General features: G+C 68.6%; 17 protein-coding genes and 1 pseudogene. 5 read left to right on the top strand and 13 right to left on the bottom strand.

What is annotated here, in order from left to right; genetic code table 11:
• Nucleotides 1-4 precede the first annotated feature (4 nt).
• Both AB0B61_RS02350 and AB0B61_RS02345 read right to left on the bottom strand, forming a co-directional pair.
• Nucleotides 5-1,168, bottom strand: a complete 1,164-nt coding sequence (locus AB0B61_RS02350; protein WP_358426695.1) for a hypothetical protein — start codon at nt 1,166-1,168, stop codon at nt 5-7.
• A gap of 250 nt (nt 1,169-1,418) precedes the next feature.
• The gene (locus AB0B61_RS02345) at nt 1,419-1,787 is read right to left on the bottom strand and encodes a hypothetical protein (protein ID WP_358426692.1); all 369 of its coding nucleotides are present in this window, start codon (nt 1,785-1,787) and stop codon (nt 1,419-1,421) included.
• A 199-nt stretch (nt 1,788-1,986) separates the two neighbouring features.
• Here AB0B61_RS02345 and AB0B61_RS02340 point away from each other — a divergent pair, with 199 nt between their 5' ends.
• Nucleotides 1,987-3,999, top strand: a complete 2,013-nt coding sequence (locus AB0B61_RS02340; RefSeq protein WP_358426689.1) for a hypothetical protein — start codon at nt 1,987-1,989, stop codon at nt 3,997-3,999.
• A gap of 90 nt (nt 4,000-4,089) precedes the next feature.
• Here the strand turns inward: AB0B61_RS02340 and AB0B61_RS02335 are convergent, their stop codons facing one another.
• From AB0B61_RS02335 to AB0B61_RS02305, 7 genes are all read right to left on the bottom strand, one after another.
• The gene (locus AB0B61_RS02335; RefSeq protein ID WP_358426686.1) at nt 4,090-4,467 is read right to left on the bottom strand and encodes a hypothetical protein; all 378 of its coding nucleotides are present in this window, start codon (nt 4,465-4,467) and stop codon (nt 4,090-4,092) included.
• 48 nt (nt 4,468-4,515) lie between these two features.
• A complete protein-coding gene (locus AB0B61_RS02330) occupies nt 4,516-5,043 on the bottom strand; it encodes a carboxymuconolactone decarboxylase family protein (protein ID WP_358426683.1) in 528 nt (175 codons plus the stop codon).
• The gene (locus AB0B61_RS02325; RefSeq protein ID WP_358426680.1) at nt 5,040-6,554 is read right to left on the bottom strand and encodes a glycoside hydrolase family 13 protein; all 1,515 of its coding nucleotides are present in this window, start codon (nt 6,552-6,554) and stop codon (nt 5,040-5,042) included. Before AB0B61_RS02325 ends, AB0B61_RS02330 begins: the two co-directional genes overlap by 4 nt.
• 3 nt (nt 6,555-6,557) lie before the next feature.
• Nucleotides 6,558-7,487 carry a carbohydrate ABC transporter permease gene (locus tag AB0B61_RS02320; protein ID WP_358426677.1) on the bottom strand — a complete coding sequence of 310 codons (930 nt, stop codon included), beginning with the start codon at nt 7,485-7,487 and terminating at the stop codon, nt 6,558-6,560.
• Complete coding sequence (locus tag AB0B61_RS02315; protein ID WP_358426674.1) at nt 7,484-8,350, bottom strand: sugar ABC transporter permease; 867 nt, start codon at nt 8,348-8,350, stop codon at nt 7,484-7,486. Before AB0B61_RS02315 ends, AB0B61_RS02320 begins: the two co-directional genes overlap by 4 nt.
• A gap of 5 nt (nt 8,351-8,355) precedes the next feature.
• Nucleotides 8,356-9,705 carry an extracellular solute-binding protein gene (locus AB0B61_RS02310; RefSeq protein WP_358426671.1) on the bottom strand — a complete coding sequence of 450 codons (1,350 nt, stop codon included), beginning with the start codon at nt 9,703-9,705 and terminating at the stop codon, nt 8,356-8,358.
• 143 nt (nt 9,706-9,848) lie between these two features.
• On the bottom strand, nt 9,849-10,835 hold the full coding sequence (locus AB0B61_RS02305; protein ID WP_225290240.1) for a LacI family DNA-binding transcriptional regulator: 987 nt from the start codon (nt 10,833-10,835) through the stop codon (nt 9,849-9,851).
• A 238-nt stretch (nt 10,836-11,073) separates the two neighbouring features.
• Here AB0B61_RS02305 and AB0B61_RS02300 point away from each other — a divergent pair, with 238 nt between their 5' ends.
• Nucleotides 11,074-14,337, top strand: coding sequence for a discoidin domain-containing protein (locus AB0B61_RS02300; RefSeq protein ID WP_358426668.1), 3,264 nt, complete (start codon nt 11,074-11,076; stop codon nt 14,335-14,337).
• A 146-nt stretch (nt 14,338-14,483) separates the two neighbouring features.
• Here AB0B61_RS02300 and AB0B61_RS02295 read toward each other — a convergent pair whose 3' ends face one another.
• Complete coding sequence (locus AB0B61_RS02295) at nt 14,484-15,356, bottom strand: sugar kinase (RefSeq protein ID WP_358426665.1); 873 nt, start codon at nt 15,354-15,356, stop codon at nt 14,484-14,486.
• A 192-nt stretch (nt 15,357-15,548) separates the two neighbouring features.
• Between AB0B61_RS02295 and AB0B61_RS02290 the strand changes: the two genes are divergently transcribed.
• Nucleotides 15,549-16,286: a hypothetical protein gene (locus AB0B61_RS02290; RefSeq protein WP_358426662.1), complete on the top strand. Its 738-nt coding sequence runs from the start codon at nt 15,549-15,551 to the stop codon at nt 16,284-16,286.
• 153 nt (nt 16,287-16,439) lie between these two features.
• A complete protein-coding gene (locus tag AB0B61_RS02285) occupies nt 16,440-17,147 on the top strand; it encodes a maleylpyruvate isomerase family mycothiol-dependent enzyme (RefSeq protein ID WP_358426659.1) in 708 nt (235 codons plus the stop codon).
• A gap of 69 nt (nt 17,148-17,216) precedes the next feature.
• Here the strand turns inward: AB0B61_RS02285 and AB0B61_RS02280 are convergent, their stop codons facing one another.
• From AB0B61_RS02280 to AB0B61_RS02270, 3 genes and pseudogenes are all read right to left on the bottom strand, one after another.
• Nucleotides 17,217-17,450: a DUF3040 domain-containing protein gene (locus tag AB0B61_RS02280; protein WP_358426656.1), complete on the bottom strand. Its 234-nt coding sequence runs from the start codon at nt 17,448-17,450 to the stop codon at nt 17,217-17,219.
• A gap of 85 nt (nt 17,451-17,535) precedes the next feature.
• Entirely contained in the window at nt 17,536-17,781 is a 246-nt protein-coding gene (locus AB0B61_RS02275) for a type B 50S ribosomal protein L31 (protein ID WP_225290234.1), read from the bottom strand.
• Nucleotides 17,782-17,886: 105 nt separating this feature from the next.
• Nucleotides 17,887-17,991: pseudogene (locus AB0B61_RS02270) on the bottom strand (SDR family NAD(P)-dependent oxidoreductase); the annotation flags it as partial.
• Nucleotides 17,992-18,033: 42 nt separating this feature from the next.
• On the opposite strand from AB0B61_RS02270, the gene AB0B61_RS02265 reads away from it, so the two are divergent.
• A complete protein-coding gene (locus AB0B61_RS02265) occupies nt 18,034-19,227 on the top strand; it encodes an MFS transporter (RefSeq protein WP_358426653.1) in 1,194 nt (397 codons plus the stop codon).
• The last annotated feature ends 2 nt before the right edge of the window (nt 19,228-19,229 follow it).

Below are 19,229 nucleotides of genomic sequence, written 5' to 3'. Positions count from 1 at the left end.
CTGGTCAGTAACCGCTGGTGACCCGTACTCCGGAGCCGATAGAGCGTGGGATGCCGACGTTGTCGACCAGGTTGCCGGTCGACGCGATGGACAGCGCGTTACCCCTGCCCCTCCTGAACAGCAGGCCGGTCTCCTGTCTGGTGCCGTGGCCGAGGATGGTGTTGCCCGTCACGGCGGCGTGTCCTTTGCCGTAGTTCACATCGTCGAGGGCGAGGAAGACGAAGCGAGCGTCCTGCCGTGTCGTCCTCGACTGGGCCATGTTGCCGAATTTGTGGATGCGGTTGTTGGAGATCGTGGTGCCCGCTTCGCCCTGGAGGTCGCAGCGGATGCCGTAATAGGTCTGCTTCGGGGTGGCCTTCGTGCCGAAGTCCTCGATGTAGTTGTCGCGGATGGAGGTGCCGAAGCAGCGGTGGGCGTCGATGGCGTGCTTCGGCGTCGCGTACAGGTGCAGGTCGCTGAATGTCCACCCGGCCGAGTTCTCCGCTTCGACGCCGCTCTCGCCGCTGAAGCCGATCCACGAGCGCTGGAACGTCCAGTCGGTCACCGCGTTGCCGGGGTCGACCACCTTGAGGCCGGAGCCGCCCGCCCGCTCGATGTAGACGTCGCTGATCACGCTGTTGACCATGGTGTTGCGGAGCTTGGTGCCGTTCTTGGAGGGATTGCTGACGCGGATGCCGTCGCTGGGCGTGCCGAGGATGTCCATGTCGTAGATCCGGCTGTCCCACGAGCGCAGCATCAGGCCCACCGTGCCGGTGTTGTGGTCGCGGTTGCCGTCCAGCGTCAGGCGCTCGATGCGTACGGGGTCGGAGCTGTACGCCTGGTCGGTGACCCAGGACTCCGAGGCCAGCATGGCAGGCAGGTTCGCGCCGTCCGCCTGCTTGATCACCGTTCCGGCCTTGGCGTCGCCCCGGTACGTCCGGCGGCCGCGCAGGGTGATGGTCCTGTTGATCAGGCACGGGCCCTTGAACACGACCTCGTCGCCCTCCTTGGAGGCGTCGATGGCGGCCTGGATGCTCCTTGCGTCGGTGGCCGTGTTGGCGCAGGTGGCGTTCACCCTCGCGGCTATGGCCGGAGCCGGGGCCAGCGGCTGGATCACCACCGCGCTGCCGGAGGCGGCCAGCGTCAGGGCGATGGCCCCCGCGGTCTGGCGTGAGCATGGTTGAGGCACGTGCAATCCCCTTCCGGGCATTCCGGGCATTCCGGAAATGACCTGAGGACCGCGGCGTGTGAACGTCCCCCGACGCCCCTGCGGTCTCCGGTGCCGAGCCTCATGGATGCTCTCCGATCCGCTTGGGAGAACTCCCCAGACCTGCCCGAAACTTGGTGCCTAGCCGAATGGTTCCAGTGACTCTCCAGTGGGTTCCGGTAGTTCCAGTCGCGTCCCGGCCCCTGCCTGACGCATGGCCGGGCGCGGGTGGTCAGCGGGGCGAGGGTGCGAGACGGACGGTCGCCGAGTTCCGGGTGATCGACAGCACTCGTACGGTCAGCGCGCCGACCGAGCCGTTGCCGCCGACGCTCAGCGTCGTGGACGAAGAGACGCCGGGCCCCGTGCCCTGGACCTCTACCGTGGCGCCGATGCGCGCGATCGACAGCGTGGTGAAGCCAAGGGTGCTGGAGACGGGGAAGCTCACCGGCTTGGTGATGGTGATCTTGCACTTCCCGTCGAAGCAGTCGCTGACGTCGTGCGTCTTCGCCGCCGCGGTCGCGGTCGCAGCCGAAGCCGCGGCGATGGGCGCGCCGGAGATGGCGGTGGCAGCGCAGGCGAGCACAAGGCAGGTTGTGGCCATCCGATGCATGGTGTCCCTTTCGGTGGTCTCCGTCAGATCAAGCGACCTGATGTGACTGATCAGCTACCAAGGGTAGTGACGCGAAGAACGCCTAGACGTGGAAGACACGCAGCTGGAGCGCCAGCGTGGTGGAGCAGCCGACCAGCGTGGTCAGCTCGAACACTCGCCGGGCACACCGGAAACGTGCTACCCGTTGGGGATGCCCAACGAAGATGATCTTTACATCGGAGCGTCGGAGGACCACGTCGATGCCGTCACCGCGGTCGCGGTCTCCCCGGACGGAAAGATGGGGGCGACCGGCGCGCGCTCCGGCGAGATCCGGCTGTGGGATCTGCGCCATGGCCGGCTGACCGCCTATGTGGGAGGGCTGCAAGGCGGACCTGTGAACAGCGCCGCGTTCATCGGCAACGCCAGGCAGCCCAAGTTACTGACCACAGGCCCATCGGCCTCGCTATGGACGGTGAACGCCGAGGCCCTGGAATGGCGGCAGCTCCCCTGGGACGGCGGACGGCTCCTCACGTCCTCGGACCGAGAAGCGGTGCTCAGGCAGTGTGGAGACCTTGGCTGGCTGGGCGTCTTCGGCCCCCTCTCCGGCAGCATCAAGTCGAACTCCCCGATGGCATTGGGACGCACCGCCTCCGGCCTGATCGTCGTGAGCGGTGACGAGGGCCTGATCAGGGCCTGGCGGCGGCCTTCTGGGGAGACCTACGGCGACGCCGGGCTCGTGTGGGCCTTCGGCGGCGATGCGGCGGATCAGCGGCTGACGCGCTGTTGCGACCGGTGGCGGCTCGTGGTGTCCCCGCGTCGCGGCCAGGTGGTCGTTCTCGACGCGGAGACCGGGGCGACCATGACCGCGTTCGCCCCGCCCGCCCGGCCGACGGCGATCGCGGCGCACCCGGACCGGCCGCTGGTGGTGCTCGGGGGGAGAGACGGTTCGCTGTCGTGGTGGGATGCCCGCTCGGGGCACTGCCTCGGGCGCGTTCAGGCGCATGGCGGCCGCGTCCGGGCGTTGGCGCTCGCCACCGGCACGGACCTGGTGATGTCGGTTTCCCAAGATGGAACGGCCGCGCTCTGGCGGCTGCACGGCCGTAAGCCCGTCGGCCGCTTCACGCCCCCGACACCCTCCGGCCCCCGGGAGCTGACCCATGTGGCCGGTACGCCGGACGGGCGGTGCTGGCTGATCGGCGGGCGCGGCGGCCAGGTCCACGTTCTCCACTGGTCCGGCCATGCCGGGCTCGTGCCGCGACGCGTCGGCCGCCCCTCCTGGGCGATGAACGGCGGTGACGTGGAGACCCTGCTCGACGACGTCCGCCACCACTGGGACAACGGTCCGGCGAGCGTGGCCGCAGTACGTGAGCTGGCCTCGAGCGACCTCGACGAAGCCTGGCACAAGACTGCGGCGGACGCGCTGGCGGAGCTGATCGGGAACGGTGCGGACCCGGCGGCCCGGGAGGCCGCGGTGATCGCGCTGGCGGAGATCGACGAGGACGAGGCCACCACCGCCCTCTACCGGATGTTCGATCGTCACGACGGCCACGGTTCCGCCGAGCGGTTGCTGGCGTACTTCACCGGCGAGGACGAGCCCACGACGGAGCGGCTCATCGCGAGCCTGCCCGGGATCGGCAACTTCCTCGGCGTGCTCACCTCGGCCACCTTGGGCGAACGGGGCGCTACCGCGGTCCCGGCGGTACAGGCGGCGCTGCGCGCTTTTCCCTTCCCGACCCGGGACGACGCCGACCACTGGTTCCGTGACGAGTCGACCAAGTACCGGCTGATGCACGCCCTCAGGCAGGCCGGTGCGGCTGCGGCGCCCGCGACGCCGACCCTGCTGGCCGTGCTGGAGGACGACGAGATCTACCGGGACACCCGGCACCAGGCGAAGGTGACCCTGCAGGCGATCGGCCTCCCGGAGACGGCCGACACGATCGCCGCCGAGGTCCGGCGGCGGGCCGACCTCGTCGTCCACGACGAGAACGGCGAGGACGACGAGGACGAAGGGTGCAGCCTCCTGCTCGAGGTGCTGCTGGGCATGCCGCCCGCCGCTCTGGCGGCCTCCCATGAGGTCGGACCGGCGCTGGAGGCGGTGCGGCGGCGCTTCGGCGACGGCATCAGGACGTACGAGGACGACGGCGAGACTCGCGAGCACACGGTCTTTGAGATCCGGCTCGCTGACTATATCGACGAGAAGCTCGCCGAGCAGATCAAGAGGTGAGCAGCCCACGGACGTGGGAGACGACCGCGTCCACACGGCTACCCGGGCGCACGCTCGCCCCGCCTCGCGGCGGTAGGTAACGGCACACCGTCAGCGTGGTGCGAGGCGGATGGTCGCCGACTTCTGGGTGACCGACACCCTCACGGACAGGTTGTTGATCGTCCCCCGGCCGCCCGAGCCGAGCACCACGGTCGAGGAGACGCCGGGCCCCGTACCCTGCACCTTCACCATGCCGGAACCGACTCGCGCGATGGACAGCCGGGTGAAGCCGTACCGGGTGGAGATGCGGAATTTCACCGCTTTGGTGATCGTGATCTTGCACTTCCCGTCGAAGCACGCGCGTACGTTCGGCGGCTTCGCGGCCGCGGCCGCGGTCGGAGCGGCAGCTGATGCCGGAGCGGCGAAGATGGGGACGGCGGTGATGGCGGCGAAAGCGAGTGCCAGGCAGGTTGTGGCTGTTCGATGCATATTGTCCCTTTCGTTGATCTCAACATACGGCTCGGACGGCTCAACGGCCTAGACGCGGAAGACACGCAGTTGGAGTGCCAGGGTGGTGTAGTAGCCGACCAACGTGGTCAGCTCGAACACCACGCGCTCCCCCAGCCGCGCGTACTCCGCGTCGTCGAGGTCGGCCCGTGCCACCAGCGCCCTGGTGACGCCGAGCACCGCGGCCTCCTCCTGATCCGGCAGTTCCAGCGGCGCGCCGGTGCGCAGCGCCGCGAGTTCGTCGTCGGTCAGGCCTAGACCGCGCCCGATCTCCTCGTGGATCCGCTGCTCGAAGGCGCTGTCGCAGTGGCCGGCCACGACCAGGATCGCGATCTCCCTGGCCCGGGCGCTCAGCACGGAGCGGTAGCGGATCGCCGCGCCGAGCTCCTGCAGCGCGTCGCCCACCGGCGGGCTGAGCAGCATCGCGTTGAACGGCCCGATCAGCCCGCCCTCGTCGTCGAGCATCGCGGTGCCGCGTGGGCCCGCGGTGATCTTCTCGTAGAGGGCCAGGGCGTCGGCGTCGAGGTGGGTAGGCGGCTTGGACGGCAGGCGTTTCACGCCAGCGATGTTAGCCAGACCGTCGTGTCGGACGGCAGGGCGCCGTCCTCCAGGGGTCCGCTGGTCAGCAGCACCCGGCCCGGTGGCAGCGGTACGGGGGCGGCGCCCAGGTTGGACACGCAGGTCAGGCCGGACTCCCGGGTGAAGGCCAGGACGTCCGGCCCCATCGTGAGCCACGTGAGCGTGCCGTCGCCGAGGAGGTCGCGGCGGTGGGCGAGCGCGGTGCGGTAGAGGTTGAGCATCGAGCCGAGGTCGGCCGACTGGGCCTCGGCCGTGACCTTGCGCCAGCCCTCAGGCTGCGGCAGCCAGGTAGAAGAACCGCCGAAGCCGAACGGCGGCTCGTCGCCCGCCCACGGGAGCGGCACCCGGCAGCCGTCCCTGCCCCGGTTGGTGCCGCCCGAGCGGTGGTACATGGGGTCCTGGCGCTGGTCGTCGGGCAGGTCCTCGACCTCCGGCAGGCCGAGCTCCTCGCCCTGGTAGACGTACACGCTGCCGGGCAGCGCCATGGCCAGCAGGGCCGCCGCCCTGGCCCGGCGGTGGCCGAGCTCCGGGTCGGAGGGCACGCCGTGCAGGCGCCCGCCGTGCGCGAACGCCGTGTCCGCCCGGCCGTACCTGGTCACCGGGCGGGTGACGTCGTGGTTGGACAGGACCCAGGTCGGCGGGGCGCCGACCGGCGCGTGCGTGGTCAGCGTGAGGTCGATGACCCGGCGCAGTTCGGCGGGCTCCCACGGGCAGGCCAGGAAGTCGAAGTTGAAGGCGGTGTGCAGCTCGTCGGGGCGCAGGTAGCGGGTGAAGCGTTCCTGGTCGGGCAGCCACACCTCGCCGATCAGCACCCGGTCGCCGTACTCGTCGGCGACCTCGCGCCAGCGCCGGTAGACCTCGTGCACCTCGTCGAGGTCCTCGTACGAGGTGTCCGACTTGAACAGCAGGGCCGCCGAGTCGATCCGGAAGCCGTCGACGCCGCGCTCGAACCAGAAGCGCAGCACGTCCTCGAACTCGCGGTGGACCTCCGGGTTGTCCCAGTTGAAGTCCGGTTGTTCGGGAGCGAACAGGTGCAGGTACCACTGCCCGTCGGCGACCTGGGTCCAGGCGGGCCCGCCGAAGATCGACTGCCAGTCGTTCGGCTCGTCGCGGAACCAGAACCGGTCCCTGGCCCCGCGGTCGGTCAGCGCCTCCTGGAACCAGGTGCTCGCCGTGGAGCTGTGGTTCGGCACCACGTCGATGATGACCTTGATGTCGAGCTCGTGCGCCTCCTCGATGAACGTCTCCGCCTCGGCCAGCGTGCCGAACACCGGCTCGATGCCCCGGTAGTCGGCCACGTCGTAGCCGCCGTCGGCCATCGGCGACGGGTACCACGGGTTCAGCCAGATGGCGTCGATGCCGAGATCCTTCAGGTACGGCAGGCGCGAGCGCAGCCCGGCGAGGTCGCCGATGCCGTCACCGTTGCCGTCGGCGAAGCTGCGCAGGTAGACCTGGTAGATCGCGGCCCCCCGCCACCACGTTTGCGACATGCGCTATCCCTTAATGCTCCCGGCGGTGAGGCCCGCCATGATGTGCCGTTGGAAGATGAAGAAAACGATGATCATCGGGATACTGGAGATGACCAGGCCGCCCATGATCTGGTTCTGGCTCACCGCGCCGGCGGTCTGCGACAGGCCGACGCTGACCGTCATGTTCTCGCTGTCGGTCATGACCAGCAGCGGGAGCAGGAAGTCCTTGAAGGCGGTGACGATGGTGAAGATGGAGACCACGCCGAGGATCGGCCTGGAGATCGGCAGGATCACCGACCACAGGACCCGCAGCGGTCCGGCGCCGTCGATCTGGGCCGCCTCGACCAGTTCCCGTGGGATGGAGTCGAAGAAGCGCTTGAGCAGGAAGATGTTGAAGCCGTTGGCCGCCGCGGGGAACCACAGGCCCCAGGCGTTGTTCAGCAGGTGCAGGTCGACGATCGTGACGTACAGCGGGATGATCACCACCATCGGCGGGATCATCAGCGTGGCCAGCATCGCGCCCAGCACCACGTTCCCGAACATCGGCCGCAGCTTCGACAGCGCGTACGCCGCCGCGACGTCCACCGCCATGGAGAACAGCCAGGCGCCCAGGGCGTAGAACGCGGTGTTCTTCAGCAGTACGCCGATGTCGAACAGGTCCCACGCCTCGATGAAGGCGTCGAACGTGGGGTGGGCGGGGAACAGGGTCGGCGGCATCTGGGCGATCTCCTCGCCCGTCTTCATGGCGCCGGTGATCATCCAGTAGAGCGGGAAGACGAAGACCAGGGTGGAGCCGGTGACGACCGCGACCAGGACGGTCCAGTAGATGCGCCGCCCCCATCTGCTGTTGAGCTGGTGCGGCGAGACGATGGTACGAAACTGCACCTCGATGCGCTTCGGCGCTCTCTTCTCCCGCCGCCCCCCGGTGGCAGCCCGGGCGCCGACGGAGATCATGCCTTGTCCTCCCGAGTCAGCCGGAGCTGGAAGGCGGCGAAGGCGAGGAGCACGATCATGAGCATCATGCCGAGCGCGCCGCCCGCGCCGTAGTCCTGGAGCGTGAACGCGAACTGGTACATCTGAAAGGCGACGGTCATCGTGGCGTCCTCCGGGCCGCCGCCGGTGAGCATGTACGGCTCGATGAACACCTGCATGGTGGCCACGACCTGCAGCATCAGCATGAGCAGCAGGATCAGCCGGGTCTGCGGGATGGTGACGTGCCTGATCCGCTTGAAGATGCCGGCCCCGTCGAGCTCGGCCGCCTCGTACAGCTCGGGCGGGATGTTCTGCAGCGCGGCCAGGTAGATCAGCGTCGCGCTGCCCATGTTCATCCAGGTCGCGACGATGACCAGGGAGATCAGCGCGGTCGAGGAGGAGTCGAGCCAGGCCAGGGCCGGGATGTGGAAGAAGTCGAGCAGCTGGTTGAACAGCCCGGGCCCGGGATCGAAGAACCACCTGAACAGCAGCACCGCGACGATCGGCGGCAGCATGACCGGCAGGTAGACCACGAACCGCAGGTAGGCCCGGGCGTGGCGCAACTCGTTGAGCACCAGGGCCATGACGAACGGCACGGCGTAGCCGCAGAGCAGGGCGAGTGCCGTGAACTCCACGGTGTTCAGCCACGCCTTGCCGAACGACGGGTTCTGGACGACGGTCAGGAAGTTGTCCAGTCCCACCCAGGTGGGCGGGTTGACCAGGGTGGTCTTCTGGAAGCTGAGGACGAACTCCCTGATCATCGGATACCACGCGAACACCGCGAAGCACGCCAGCGCCGCGCACAGGAACCCGTAGGCGGTCAGATTGCGCCTGAGGACACGCATCCAGGTCAGCCCTTGGTCGCCAGCATCGAGTTGGCCTTGGTCTCGGCGTCGGAGAGCAGGCTGTCGATGTTGGCGTCCTGGCGGCTCAGCACGCCCGACATGGCCACGTCGAGGATGGCGTACAGCTCCTGGGCGTGCACCGGCTCGGCCTTCGGCGGGATGGTGGCGGCGGCGTCCACGTACGGCTGGTAGTTCGCGACCGGCAGCGTGGCGTTCGCCGTGCGGTCCTGCTTGATCGCCTTGCCGGTGGCCGAGTCGCCGAAGACGTCGTTGTCGGGTACGCCGACGGGGTTGCCGAGCGTCTTGCCGCGGGCGAAGTCGAACCGGCCCTTGCCCGCGGTGTTGAAGCGGAAGTCGACCCACTCCAGTCCCGCCTTGGCCTCGGCGGGGGTGGCCTTCGGGTTGATCATGTACGCCTCGCCGCCGCTCAGCGACGCCTTGGCCTCGGGGAAGCCGGTGATGCCGTAGTCGGCGACGCTGCCCTTGAACTTGTTGACGACGTCGGTGACCACATCGGGCGCGCCGAGCATCATGCCGACCTTGCCGCTGCCCATCGCCATCATCAGCGACTCCCAGCCGACCAGGAGCTTGTTGCCCATGCTGTTGTCGACCCAGCGCATGTCGTGCAGGTTCTGCAGGACGGCCTTGCCCTCGGGCGAGTTGAACGCGGCCTTCTTGCCGTCGTCGCTCACCATGCTGCCGCCCCGGCCGTAGATGGCCTGGGTGAAGTGCCAGCCGCCGGTGTTGCCGCCGGAGTATTCGCCGTAGCCGACGTACCCGGCGCCGAGTCCGGCGATCTTCTTGGCCGCCTCGCGGACCTCGGCCCACGTCTTGGGCGGTGTGTTCGGGTCGAGCCCGGCCTTGGTGAACAGCGCGCGGTTGTAGACCAGGCCCACGCCGTAGTGCACGTTCGGCACGCCGTACACCTTGCCGTCCTTGGTGACCAGCTCCCTGACGTCGGAGCGCAGATCGTTCCAGTTCTTGATCTCGCTGGTGTACGGGGTGATGTCCAGCGCCTGGCCCTGGCTGATCACGTCGTTGTAGTTGGTCACGGGCACCACGAAGACGGTCTCCATCTGGCCACCCGCCAGCTTGGGCCCGAACGTCTTGGGGTCGTAACACGGCTGCTGGTCCGTGCTCTTCACCGTCACGCCGGGGTGCGCCTTCATGAACGTGGCCACGTCGTCGTCCCAAGCCTGCCGCTCCTTGGGCGCGGACTTCGCCGGCTGGCAGGCCACCGTGATCGACACCGGGGCGGCTCCGCCCGCCGTCGACTTGGCGGGCTCGCCCGAACCACAGGCCGTGGCGGACAGACCGAGAACGGTGACGACTAACAGTCCGGTGGATTTCTGCATGGGCTGACCCTTCTAATGCGAGGTGCCCACACCATAGGTTCGCCGACCGATCTCCGCAATATTCCGACTGTGCTTTGCAAGATAACGACTGGATTACGGCAGGTCGCGTTCAGCGACCTGCTGCAGGCTGCGGGGTTCAGCGCCTACGCCTTGCGTGCGGTGGACGCGCGTACGACCAGCTCCGGCTCGAACAGCAGCTCGTCGGCGGGGACCACGGCCTTGTCGATCTGGGCGACCAGCAGGTCCACGGCGGCCCGGCCCATCGCGTCGATCGGCTGGCGGACCGTGGTCAGGGGCGGGTCGGTGCAGTTCATCAGCGCCGAGTCGTCGAAGCCGATGACCGACACGTCGGCCGGCACGGTCAGCCCCGCGCGCCGGGCGGCCCGGACGGTGCCGAGCGCGAGCAGGTCGCTGGCGCAGATGACGCCGCTCACCCCCCGCCTGACCAGCCTCGCGGCCGCCGCGTGCCCGCCTTCCAGCGAGAACATCGTGTGCTCGACCAGCTCGGGATCGCCACCCCCCGCGAGGAACGTCTCCAGCTTGCGCCGCGACGGCATGTGGTCCTTCGGCCCGAGCACCATGCCGACGCGCTCATGGCCAAGCGCCCGCAGGTGGGCCAGGGCCATCTCGGCGGCCACGATGTCGTCGCACGACACCTGCGGGAAGTCGAGGTGGGCGACGGCCGCGTTGACCAGGACCGTGGGCAGCTTACGCTCGTGCAGCAGCGCGTAATGGGCGTGCGAGGCGTCGGCCTGCGCGTAGTGGCCGCCGGCGAAGACCACGCCGCTGACCTGCTGCTGGAGCAGCAGATCGACGTAGTCGGCCTCGGAGACGCCGCCGACCGTCCTGGTGCAGAGCACCGAGGTGAAGCCCTGCTGGGCCAGCGCGCCGCCGACCACCTCGGCGAACGCGGGGAAGATCGGGTTCTGCAGCTCGGGCAGCACCAGGCCGACCAGCCGGGCCCGGTCGCCGCGCAGCTGGGTGGGGCGCTCGTAGCCGAGGACGTCGAGCGCGGTCAGCACGGCCTCGCGGGTCGCCTCGGACACCCCGGGCTTGCCGTTGAGCACGCGACTCACGGTCGCCTCGCTCACCCCGACCTTCTTGGCCACCTCTGCGAGTCGTCGTGTCATGCGCAAACTATAAGGCCGATCACGCAAGTGCTTGCAACCGCTTACGTGGATCCGACGTCTCCTGCTTGCGGCCGGTCGCTGCCGATATTCAGCGTGCTCAACCGCTCTGACCAGCCGTCCCAGCCGACGGAAGGCCACGCTTGTCAGTCAATTGTTTGCGCAATGTCGTCGAAATATTGCTGCCATCTGCTGGACATCTTATGGTTCGGCCATCGTCTTCCTCGAAGGGCCATCCCCCATGAGAGCTGTCCTAGCCGCCCTTGCGTTAGTCATCGGAGTCCTGGCCGCCCCCGCGTGGGCGGCCGACACCAACCTCTCCGCCGGCAAGACCGCCACCGCGAGCAGCTTCACCGATGTCTATCCCGCCCCCAACGTCACCGACGGCAACCAGGCGACCTACTGGGAGTCGGCCAACAACGCCTTCCCGCAGTGGGTGCAGGTGGACCTCGGCTCGGCCGCCACCGTGAACCAGCTGACGCTCAAGCTCCCGAGCGGCTGGCCGAGCCGTACGCAGACGCTCACCGTGCTGGGCAGCGCGAACGGGACGAGCTTCAGCACCATCAAGGACGCGGCCACCTACACCTTCAACCCCACGGCGACGATCCCCGTCAGCGCCTCCGGCACGCGCTACGTGCGCCTCCAGATCACCGCGAACAGCGCCTGGCCCGCCGGTCAGCTCTCCGAGTTCGAGGTGGACGGCGAGGCGGGCGGCGAAGATCCCGGTAACGGGACGAACCTGGCGACCGGCAAGCCGATCACCGAGTCGTCGCACACCCACACCTACGTGGCGGCCAACGCCAACGACGGCAACGTTCAGACGTACTGGGAAGGCGCCGCCTACCCCAACACGCTGACCGTGCGGCTCGGCGCGAACGCCGACCTCACCTCCATCGTGCTCAAGCTCAACCCCGACCCGGCCTGGGCCCGGCGTACGCAGACCATCCAGGTGCTCGGCCGCGAGCAGAGCGCCACCGGCCTGTCGAGCCTGGTGGCGCAGGCCGTCTACACCTTCGACCCGGCCACCGGGAACTCCGTGACGATCCCGGTGACGGCCAAGGTCGCGGACGTGCAGCTCAAGATCACCGCGAACTCGGGGGCGCCCGGCGGCCAGATCGCCGAGTTCCAGGTCTTCGGCACCCCGTCGGCCAATCCCGACCTCACGGTCAGCGGGCTGACCGCGTCGCCGGCGGCTCCGGTCGAGACCGACGCGGTCACGTTGTCGGCCACCGTGAAGAACTCCGGCACCGCCCCCTCCGCCGCGACCTCCGTCAATTTCTACCTGGGCACCGTCAAGGCGGGCACCGCGAACGTGGGCTCCCTGGCCGTCGGCACCTCGGCCACCGTGTCGAGCGCCATCGGCGCGCGGGACGCGGGCACCTACCAGGTGAGCGCCAAGGTCGACGAGGACGGCAAGGTCGTCGAGCTGAACGAGGGCAACAACACGGCCACCGCCTCGCTGACCGTCAAACCCGTCGACACCGCCGACCTGGTCGCGGCGCCGGTGGCCTGGACGCCGGGCAATCCCGGGCAGGGCGACACCGTGACGTTCTCGGTGGGGATCAAGAACCAGGGCACCATCGCCTCCAGCGGCGGCTCCCACGGCATCACGCTGACCGTCGCCGACGAGTCCGGCACGGTCGTCAAGACGCTGACCGGCGCCACCAGCGGCGCGATCGCCCCGGGCGCCACCGCCGGACCGGCCGGGCTCGGCACCTGGACCGCCGCCAACGGCAGGTACACGGTCAAGGTGGTGCTGGCCGACGACGCCAACGAGCTGCCGGTCAAGCGGGCCAACAACACCAGCACGCAGCAGCTGTTCGTCGGGCGCGGCGCGCACATGCCGTACGACACCTATGAGGCGGAGGACGCGGCCATCGGCGGCGGCGCCACCCGCATCGGCCCGAACAGGACCGTCGGCGACCTGGCCGGCGAGGCGTCCGGACGCCGGGCGGTGACGCTGGGGACCAACGGCTCCTACGTCGAGTTCACCACCAGGGCGGCCACGAACACGCTGGTCACCAGGTTCTCCATCCCGGACGCGGCGGGCGGCGGCGGGAACTCCTCGACGCTGAACGTCTACGTCGACGGCACCTTCCTCAAGACCATCGACCTGACCTCCCGCTACGCCTGGCTCTACGGCCCCGAGTCGGGTCCCGGCAACTCCCCCGGGTCCGGGGCGCCGAGGCATATCTACGATGAGGCCAACCTGCTGCTCGGCACCACGGTCCAGGCGGGACACAAGATCAAGCTGCAGAAGGACGCGGCCAACGGCTCGACGTACACGATCGACTTCGTCGACCTGGAGCAGGTGACGCAGATCCCGAACCCGGACCCGGCGCACTATGCCGTACCTGCCGGTTTCACCCACCAGGACGTGCAGAACGCGCTCGACAAGGCGCGCCAGGACAGCACGCTCGTCGGCGTCTACCTGCCCGCGGGCGACTACCAGACGGCCAGCAAGTTCCAGGTGTACGGCAAGGCGGTCAAGATCGTCGGGGCCGGGCCGTGGTTCACCAGGTTCCTCTCACCGTCGGGCCAGGAGAACACCGACACCGGCTTCCGAGCGGACGCCACGGCCAACGGGTCGACGTTCGCGAACTTCGCCTCCTTCGGCAACTACACCTCCCGCAACGACGGCCCCGGCAAGGTCTTCGACCTGGCCGAAGTGGCGAACATGGTGATCGACAACATCTGGGTGGAGCACCAGATGTGCCTGCTCTGGGGCACCAACACCGACAACATGACGATCAAGAACTCGCGCATCCGCGACACGTTCGCGGACGGCATCAACATGACCAACGGCAGCACCGGCAACCTGGTCTCGAACATCGAGGCCCGCTCGACGGGCGACGACAGCTTCGCGCTGTTCTCGGCCATCGACATCAACAACGGCGAGCAGCGGGACAACGTCTTCGAGAACCTGACCTCGTTGCTCACCTGGCGGGCCGCTGGGGTGGCGGTCTATGGCGGGTACGCCAACACGTTCCGGAACATCTACGTCGCCGACACGCTGGTCTACTCGGGCGTCACGATCAGCTCGCTGGACTTCGGCATCCAGATGCTCGGCTTCGGGGCCAGCCCGCCCACGAGCTTCGAGAACATCTCGCTGGTCAGGGCCGGTGGGCATTTCTGGGGACAGCAGACCTTCCCGGCTATGTGGGTGTTCTCCGCTTCCAAGGTGTTCCAGGGGATCAGGGTCAGCAACCTGGACATCGTCGATCCGACCTACCACGGGATCATGTTCCAGACGAACTACGTGGGCAACCAGCCGCAGAACCCGGTCAAGGACACGATCTTCACGAACGTGTCGATCAGTGGGGCCCAGAAGAGTGGTGACGCCTTCGACGCCAAGTCCGGCTTCGGGGTCTGGGCCAATGAGCTGCCTGAGCCGGGGCAGGGGCCGGCTGTGGGGGCTGTGACGTTCAACAACCTGAGGTTCGGCAACAACGCGCAGAACATCAAGAACACGACGTCCACCTTCACGATCAACGTCAACCCCTGACAACCCGGGGGTCCGCCACGCGACCGTCTCGATCCATGTGACGGTCGCGTGGCGGCTGAGGTCCTTCGGGCGGAGGAAGAAGGCGGTCCGTCGTGACAGCGGGCTCTAGGGAGGGACACCCTCTTCAGGGGAGGACGGATGCCGTGCTAGATGTCGGCCCTGGTGGGGAGGCCCTGCCAGTCGCTGGCGCTGGTTATCGCGGCGGCGCTCAGTAGCGTCCCGCGGTGCAGGCGCTCCGGCGGGGTCAGCCCGTCCAGGGCGGCGCTGATGTAGCCGGCCACGAAGGCGTCGTTCGCGCCCGCGGTGTCCACGATCGGCACCTGCAGGCCGGGCGCGTCGTAGCGCATGCGGTCCGCCCGTACGCTCGCGCCCTTCAGGCCGCGGTTCACCACGACCTCGCGCTCGGGCGTGAGCGCGGGCTTGACCAGGTCGAGCTCGTCCTGGCCGAGGAAGAGCAGGTGGGAGGCGCAGGCCAGCTCGCCCAGCACCTCCTCGGCCTCGCGTACCGACGGCCAGAGCTCGGGTACGTAGTCGACGGCGAAGGAGATGGCCACCTCGGCGGTCTTGGCCGCGCTCACGGCCGTACGGACCGCCTCCAAGGTGTCCCTGCCGAGCCCCGCCGTCAGGCCGGTGACGTGCAGCATCTTCGCGGAGCCGATCCGGTCGATGGGCACGTTGCCGGGCTTCAGGCTCGTACCGGCCGATCCCCCGCGGTAGTGCGTGAGGCGCTGCTCGCGGCCCACGCGCGCCTCCCGGAGCAGCAGCCCGGTGTGCGCGCCCTCGATGACCCTGACGTCCGCCGCGTCCACGCCCTCGCCCCTCAGCACGCTGAGGACTCTGGCGCCCAGCTCGTCGTTGCCGACTTTGCCCAGGTAGGCGGCCCTGTGTCCGAGCCGGGACAGGGCGATGGCGAGGTTGAACTCCGGGCCGGTGACGTCCAACCGGGCTTCGGTCTCATGACGTACCCGGCCACTGGACACGACCCCCAGTGCCTCACCGAGCGTGTAGACGTCGGTCATGCGGCAGACTGTAGTCGGTCAGGGAATCACAAATCGGATTTTTTGGTAACGGTCCTGGTCAAGACCGTGATCAAAGATTTTCTGTAACTTTAGCGAACTTTTTCCCCATCTCGTGCCTCAAAGTAGTAGAGGAGGCTGGCTATCCCGAGCCGGCCTCAGCAAAACGGGGATACGAGAGGAATCAGCACCCTCATGAAGAACATCGCTGTAGGACTCGTCTCTGCCCTTGTGGGCGGGACACTTCTGATTTCGGGCGCCGGGGCCGCGTCGGCTACGACGAAGGCTCCGACCGTCGATATCAGGGACATCGCACCGAACCCGGTCGTGGTCAAGGCCGGCAGCGAGACGGAGGCCTTCTTCAAGGTCGACGCCAGCTCGGACGTCGAGAAGGTCCAGCTCAGTGTGGAGCCGGTCAACCCGGTCGCCCGCACCCTGCGGGCCAAGGACGTCAACAAGGTCGAGAGCTGGCGCTTCTCCGTCCCGTTCAACGAGAACGACCAGGACGGCAAGTGGAAGGCCGTCGCCCAGGCGTACGACAAGAACGGCAAGGTCGTCGACACCGACACCGCGTTCTTCGCCGTAGAGATCCAGAAGGGCAAGGCGCAGACGCGCATCTCGCGCTTCAGCGCCGACCCGTCGAAGGTCCGCAAGGGCAGGACCATCTGGTTCTCCGGTCGTCTCCAGGTCAACGACGACGACCGCTGGAAGGGCGTCCGCGGTGAGCGGGTCAGCATCTTCTACAAGGCCAACGGCTCCAGCGGCTGGAAGTGGGTCGCCTCCGACCGTACCGGCTGGAACGGCAAGATCGAGGCCCAGACCCGCGCCTACAAGAGCGGCGTGTTCAAGGCCGTGTACGCGGGCGACGACGAGCTCGAGGGCGCCACGAGCGACACCGACTACGTGCGGGTCGTCCCGCGCTGGTTCCGCTAAGAACACTGGCTCCGCTGAGCGGACGCCTAGCTAGTCGCATCTGAACGGAAGCCCGGTCCCCGTGTGGGGGCCGGGCTTCCGTCTTGTCCGGAGCTTGACCGTTCTGCGCCGCGCCTTTCGTGAGAGACGACAGCCGACGGGTAGCTTCGAGGTATGGCTGATGATCTGTTGAAGGAGTTCGATCCGTTCGACGGTTTCGACGCGGAGGCGGCCAGGCTCGACCGCTTCTTCGCCGGTCTGGACGACGCCGGATGGGCGCGGCCGTCGCGCTGCGAGGGGTGGTCCGTCCGCGATGTCCTGGGTCATCTGGCGGGTGAGGAGCTCTACAACCACGCCTGTCTCGACGGCAACGTGCAGGACCTGCTGGCCCGCCTCGCCAGGGAGGGCGTCAACGGCTTCCACGACTTCAACGAGTGGAGCGTACGACAGCGCCGGGACATGCCCGTCGAACAGGTGCTGGCCGAATGGCGTACCGAGAACGCCGACACCCGGCGCCGCATGCGGGAGCTCGGCCGGGACGCCTCGCTCGACACGATGGCCGGCCCGTACCCGGTAGGGTTGCAGGCCTTCCACTACGACTCCGAGTACGCCACGCACGCCGACGACGTCGGCGCGCCGGTGGCGGAGGAGGAGGCCGCGGGCCGGACGCGCTGGCGGGTGGCGGTGGGCCGGTTCGCCCTGTCGGAGCAGGAGGCGGAGGTCCAGGTGGAGCAGACGGCCGAGGAGCGGGTCGTGGTGCGCACGGACGGGTTGAGCGCGACGCTGTCGCCGCAGGATTTCGTCGAGGCCACGGTGGGGCGCCTGCCTGACGGCCACGATCTCGACCCGCGGATCGCCTCGGCTCTGAGGTGCCTGGCCTGAGCTACCGGGATTTGAGGCTCAGGTGCGTTTTGTGTGAAGGCTGCGCTTTGACGGCGGACGCGTGTTCGCTCAGGCGGTGATGACACCTAGCACGAGCAACAGTACGGCGATCACCCCGAGCAACGCGATCAGCCAGATGTGCGCCCCGGCCCACGACTGCATGCGCTCGCGGTACGCCCCCGCGTCCGACCCTGTCTCGATCTTGTTGATTGCGGCTACCCGCCGCGCCATGTCGGGGTCTTCCAGCTCAAGTGCCTGCTCGATTTCCCCGAGGATGCGGCGTTCCCTTCCGGTTAGACTCATTCTGACCACCATCACTCCACGCCGGTGAAAGCCATGTACCCGCTAGTAGCCGGCACATGCGGGCTTCCACCGGCGGAAGTAGCGATCAGACCTTGCCGTAGCGCTGCTTGAAGCGCTCGACGCGACCGGCGGTGTCGAGGACCCGTCCGCGCCCCGTGTAGAAGGGGTGGCTCGCCGAGGAGACGTCGACGTCGACGACCGGGTAGGTGTGGCCGTCCGCCCACTCAACTGTCCTGTCACTCGTCAGGGTCGAGCGGGTGAGGAAGGCGAACCCGACGCTCGGGTCGCGGAAGACGACGGGCTGGTACGAGGGGTGCAGGTTCTTTCTCATGGTCCCTGCAACCGTACGACAATGGTTTTCATTCCCTGGATTCTCGTCCGCCGCGTCGCCGACGACCGGGATCACCCGGGGGCCCGCCCAGTCCAGCGCGGCGGGGTCGCGTTCGACGGCGACCACGGTGGCCTCGTCCTTGAGGAGGCGTTCCACCACGGCCCGGCCGATGCCCCGGCCGCCGCCGGTGACGACAAAGGTGCGATTCATGTCACAGTGTCCATAGCTTGATGAACGGGAACGAAATCATTCGTGATCGCCTCGTCTGCTCGCCTGATCGGTGCGCTGGCGATCACCCAGACCGCCGGGTACGGCATCCTTTACTACGCTTTCTCGGTCTTCATCACCCCGATGGCTCGCGATATGCACGCGGAGGTCGCCGAACTCACCGGCGGGATAACACTGGCCGTACTCGTCTCGGCGCTCGTGGCGCCGCCCATCGGCCGCTGGCTCGACCGGCGCGGCGGGCGGGCGCTGATGACGGCGGGCTCGGCGCTCGGCGCGGCGGCCGTGCTCGCCTGGTCGCAGGTGCACACCCTGGCCCAGCTCTACCTGGTCTGCGTGGTGCTCGGCGTCGCGTCCGCGATGGTGCTGTACGAGGCCGCGTTCGCGGTGATCGTCGCCTGGTTCGACGCGGCGCGACGGTCGCGGGCCCTGCTCGCCGTGACGGTCGTCGCCGGCTTCGCGTCCAGCATCTTCCTGCCCTTGACCGGCTTCCTCGTCGATCGGTACGGCTGGCGGCAGGCCCTGGTCATCCTGGCCATCGGCTACGCCTTGACGGCCGTACCCCTGCACTTCCTGGCGGTACGGAGCCGCCCCTCTCCTGAGGTCGTGGACCGGGACGTCGTCGGGGCGGCGCTGCGGGAGCGGCCGTTCTGGCTGCTGGCGGCGGCGTTCCTGACGCAGACGGGCGCCGTGTCGGTCATGGGCGTGCTGCTGGTGACGTACCTGATCGCGCTCGGCCACTCGCCCCTCTTCGCGGCGACCGTGGCGGGCCTGCTCGGCGTGCTGTCGGTGACCGGGCGGCTGGTGACCACGGGCCTGCAGGGGCGTTGGCCGGTGGCGTTGATCACCGCGACCGTGTTCGGATCGCAGGGCGCCGCCGCGTTGGTGCTGCCGGTCGCCGGGCGGAGCGTGGCGGGCGCGATCTGCGGCGTGGTGCTGTTCGGGCTGGGGTTCGGGGTGGCCACGATCGCCCGTCCCGCGCTGCTCACCGAGCGGTACGGCACCAGCGCCTACGCGACGCTGAGCGGGGCCCTGGCCCTGCCGATCACCGTGGCCAAGGCCGTCGGCCCGCTGCTCGCGGCGGGAGTCGCGCAGCTGGCCGGATATCCGGCGGTGATGGTTTCCCTGGCGGCGGCCTGCGGGCTCGGCGCCCTCTCCCTGGTGGCCTACGATCGCCGTGGGCGAACAGAGCGAACGGCCTCCGGCGAACACGTAAGGTAGCC

It is taken from the genome of Nonomuraea sp. NPDC049158 (genome assembly GCF_040648335.1).
Classification (GTDB): domain Bacteria; phylum Actinomycetota; class Actinomycetes; order Streptosporangiales; family Streptosporangiaceae; genus Nonomuraea.
This window is presented reverse-complemented; position numbering and strand designations above follow the sequence as displayed.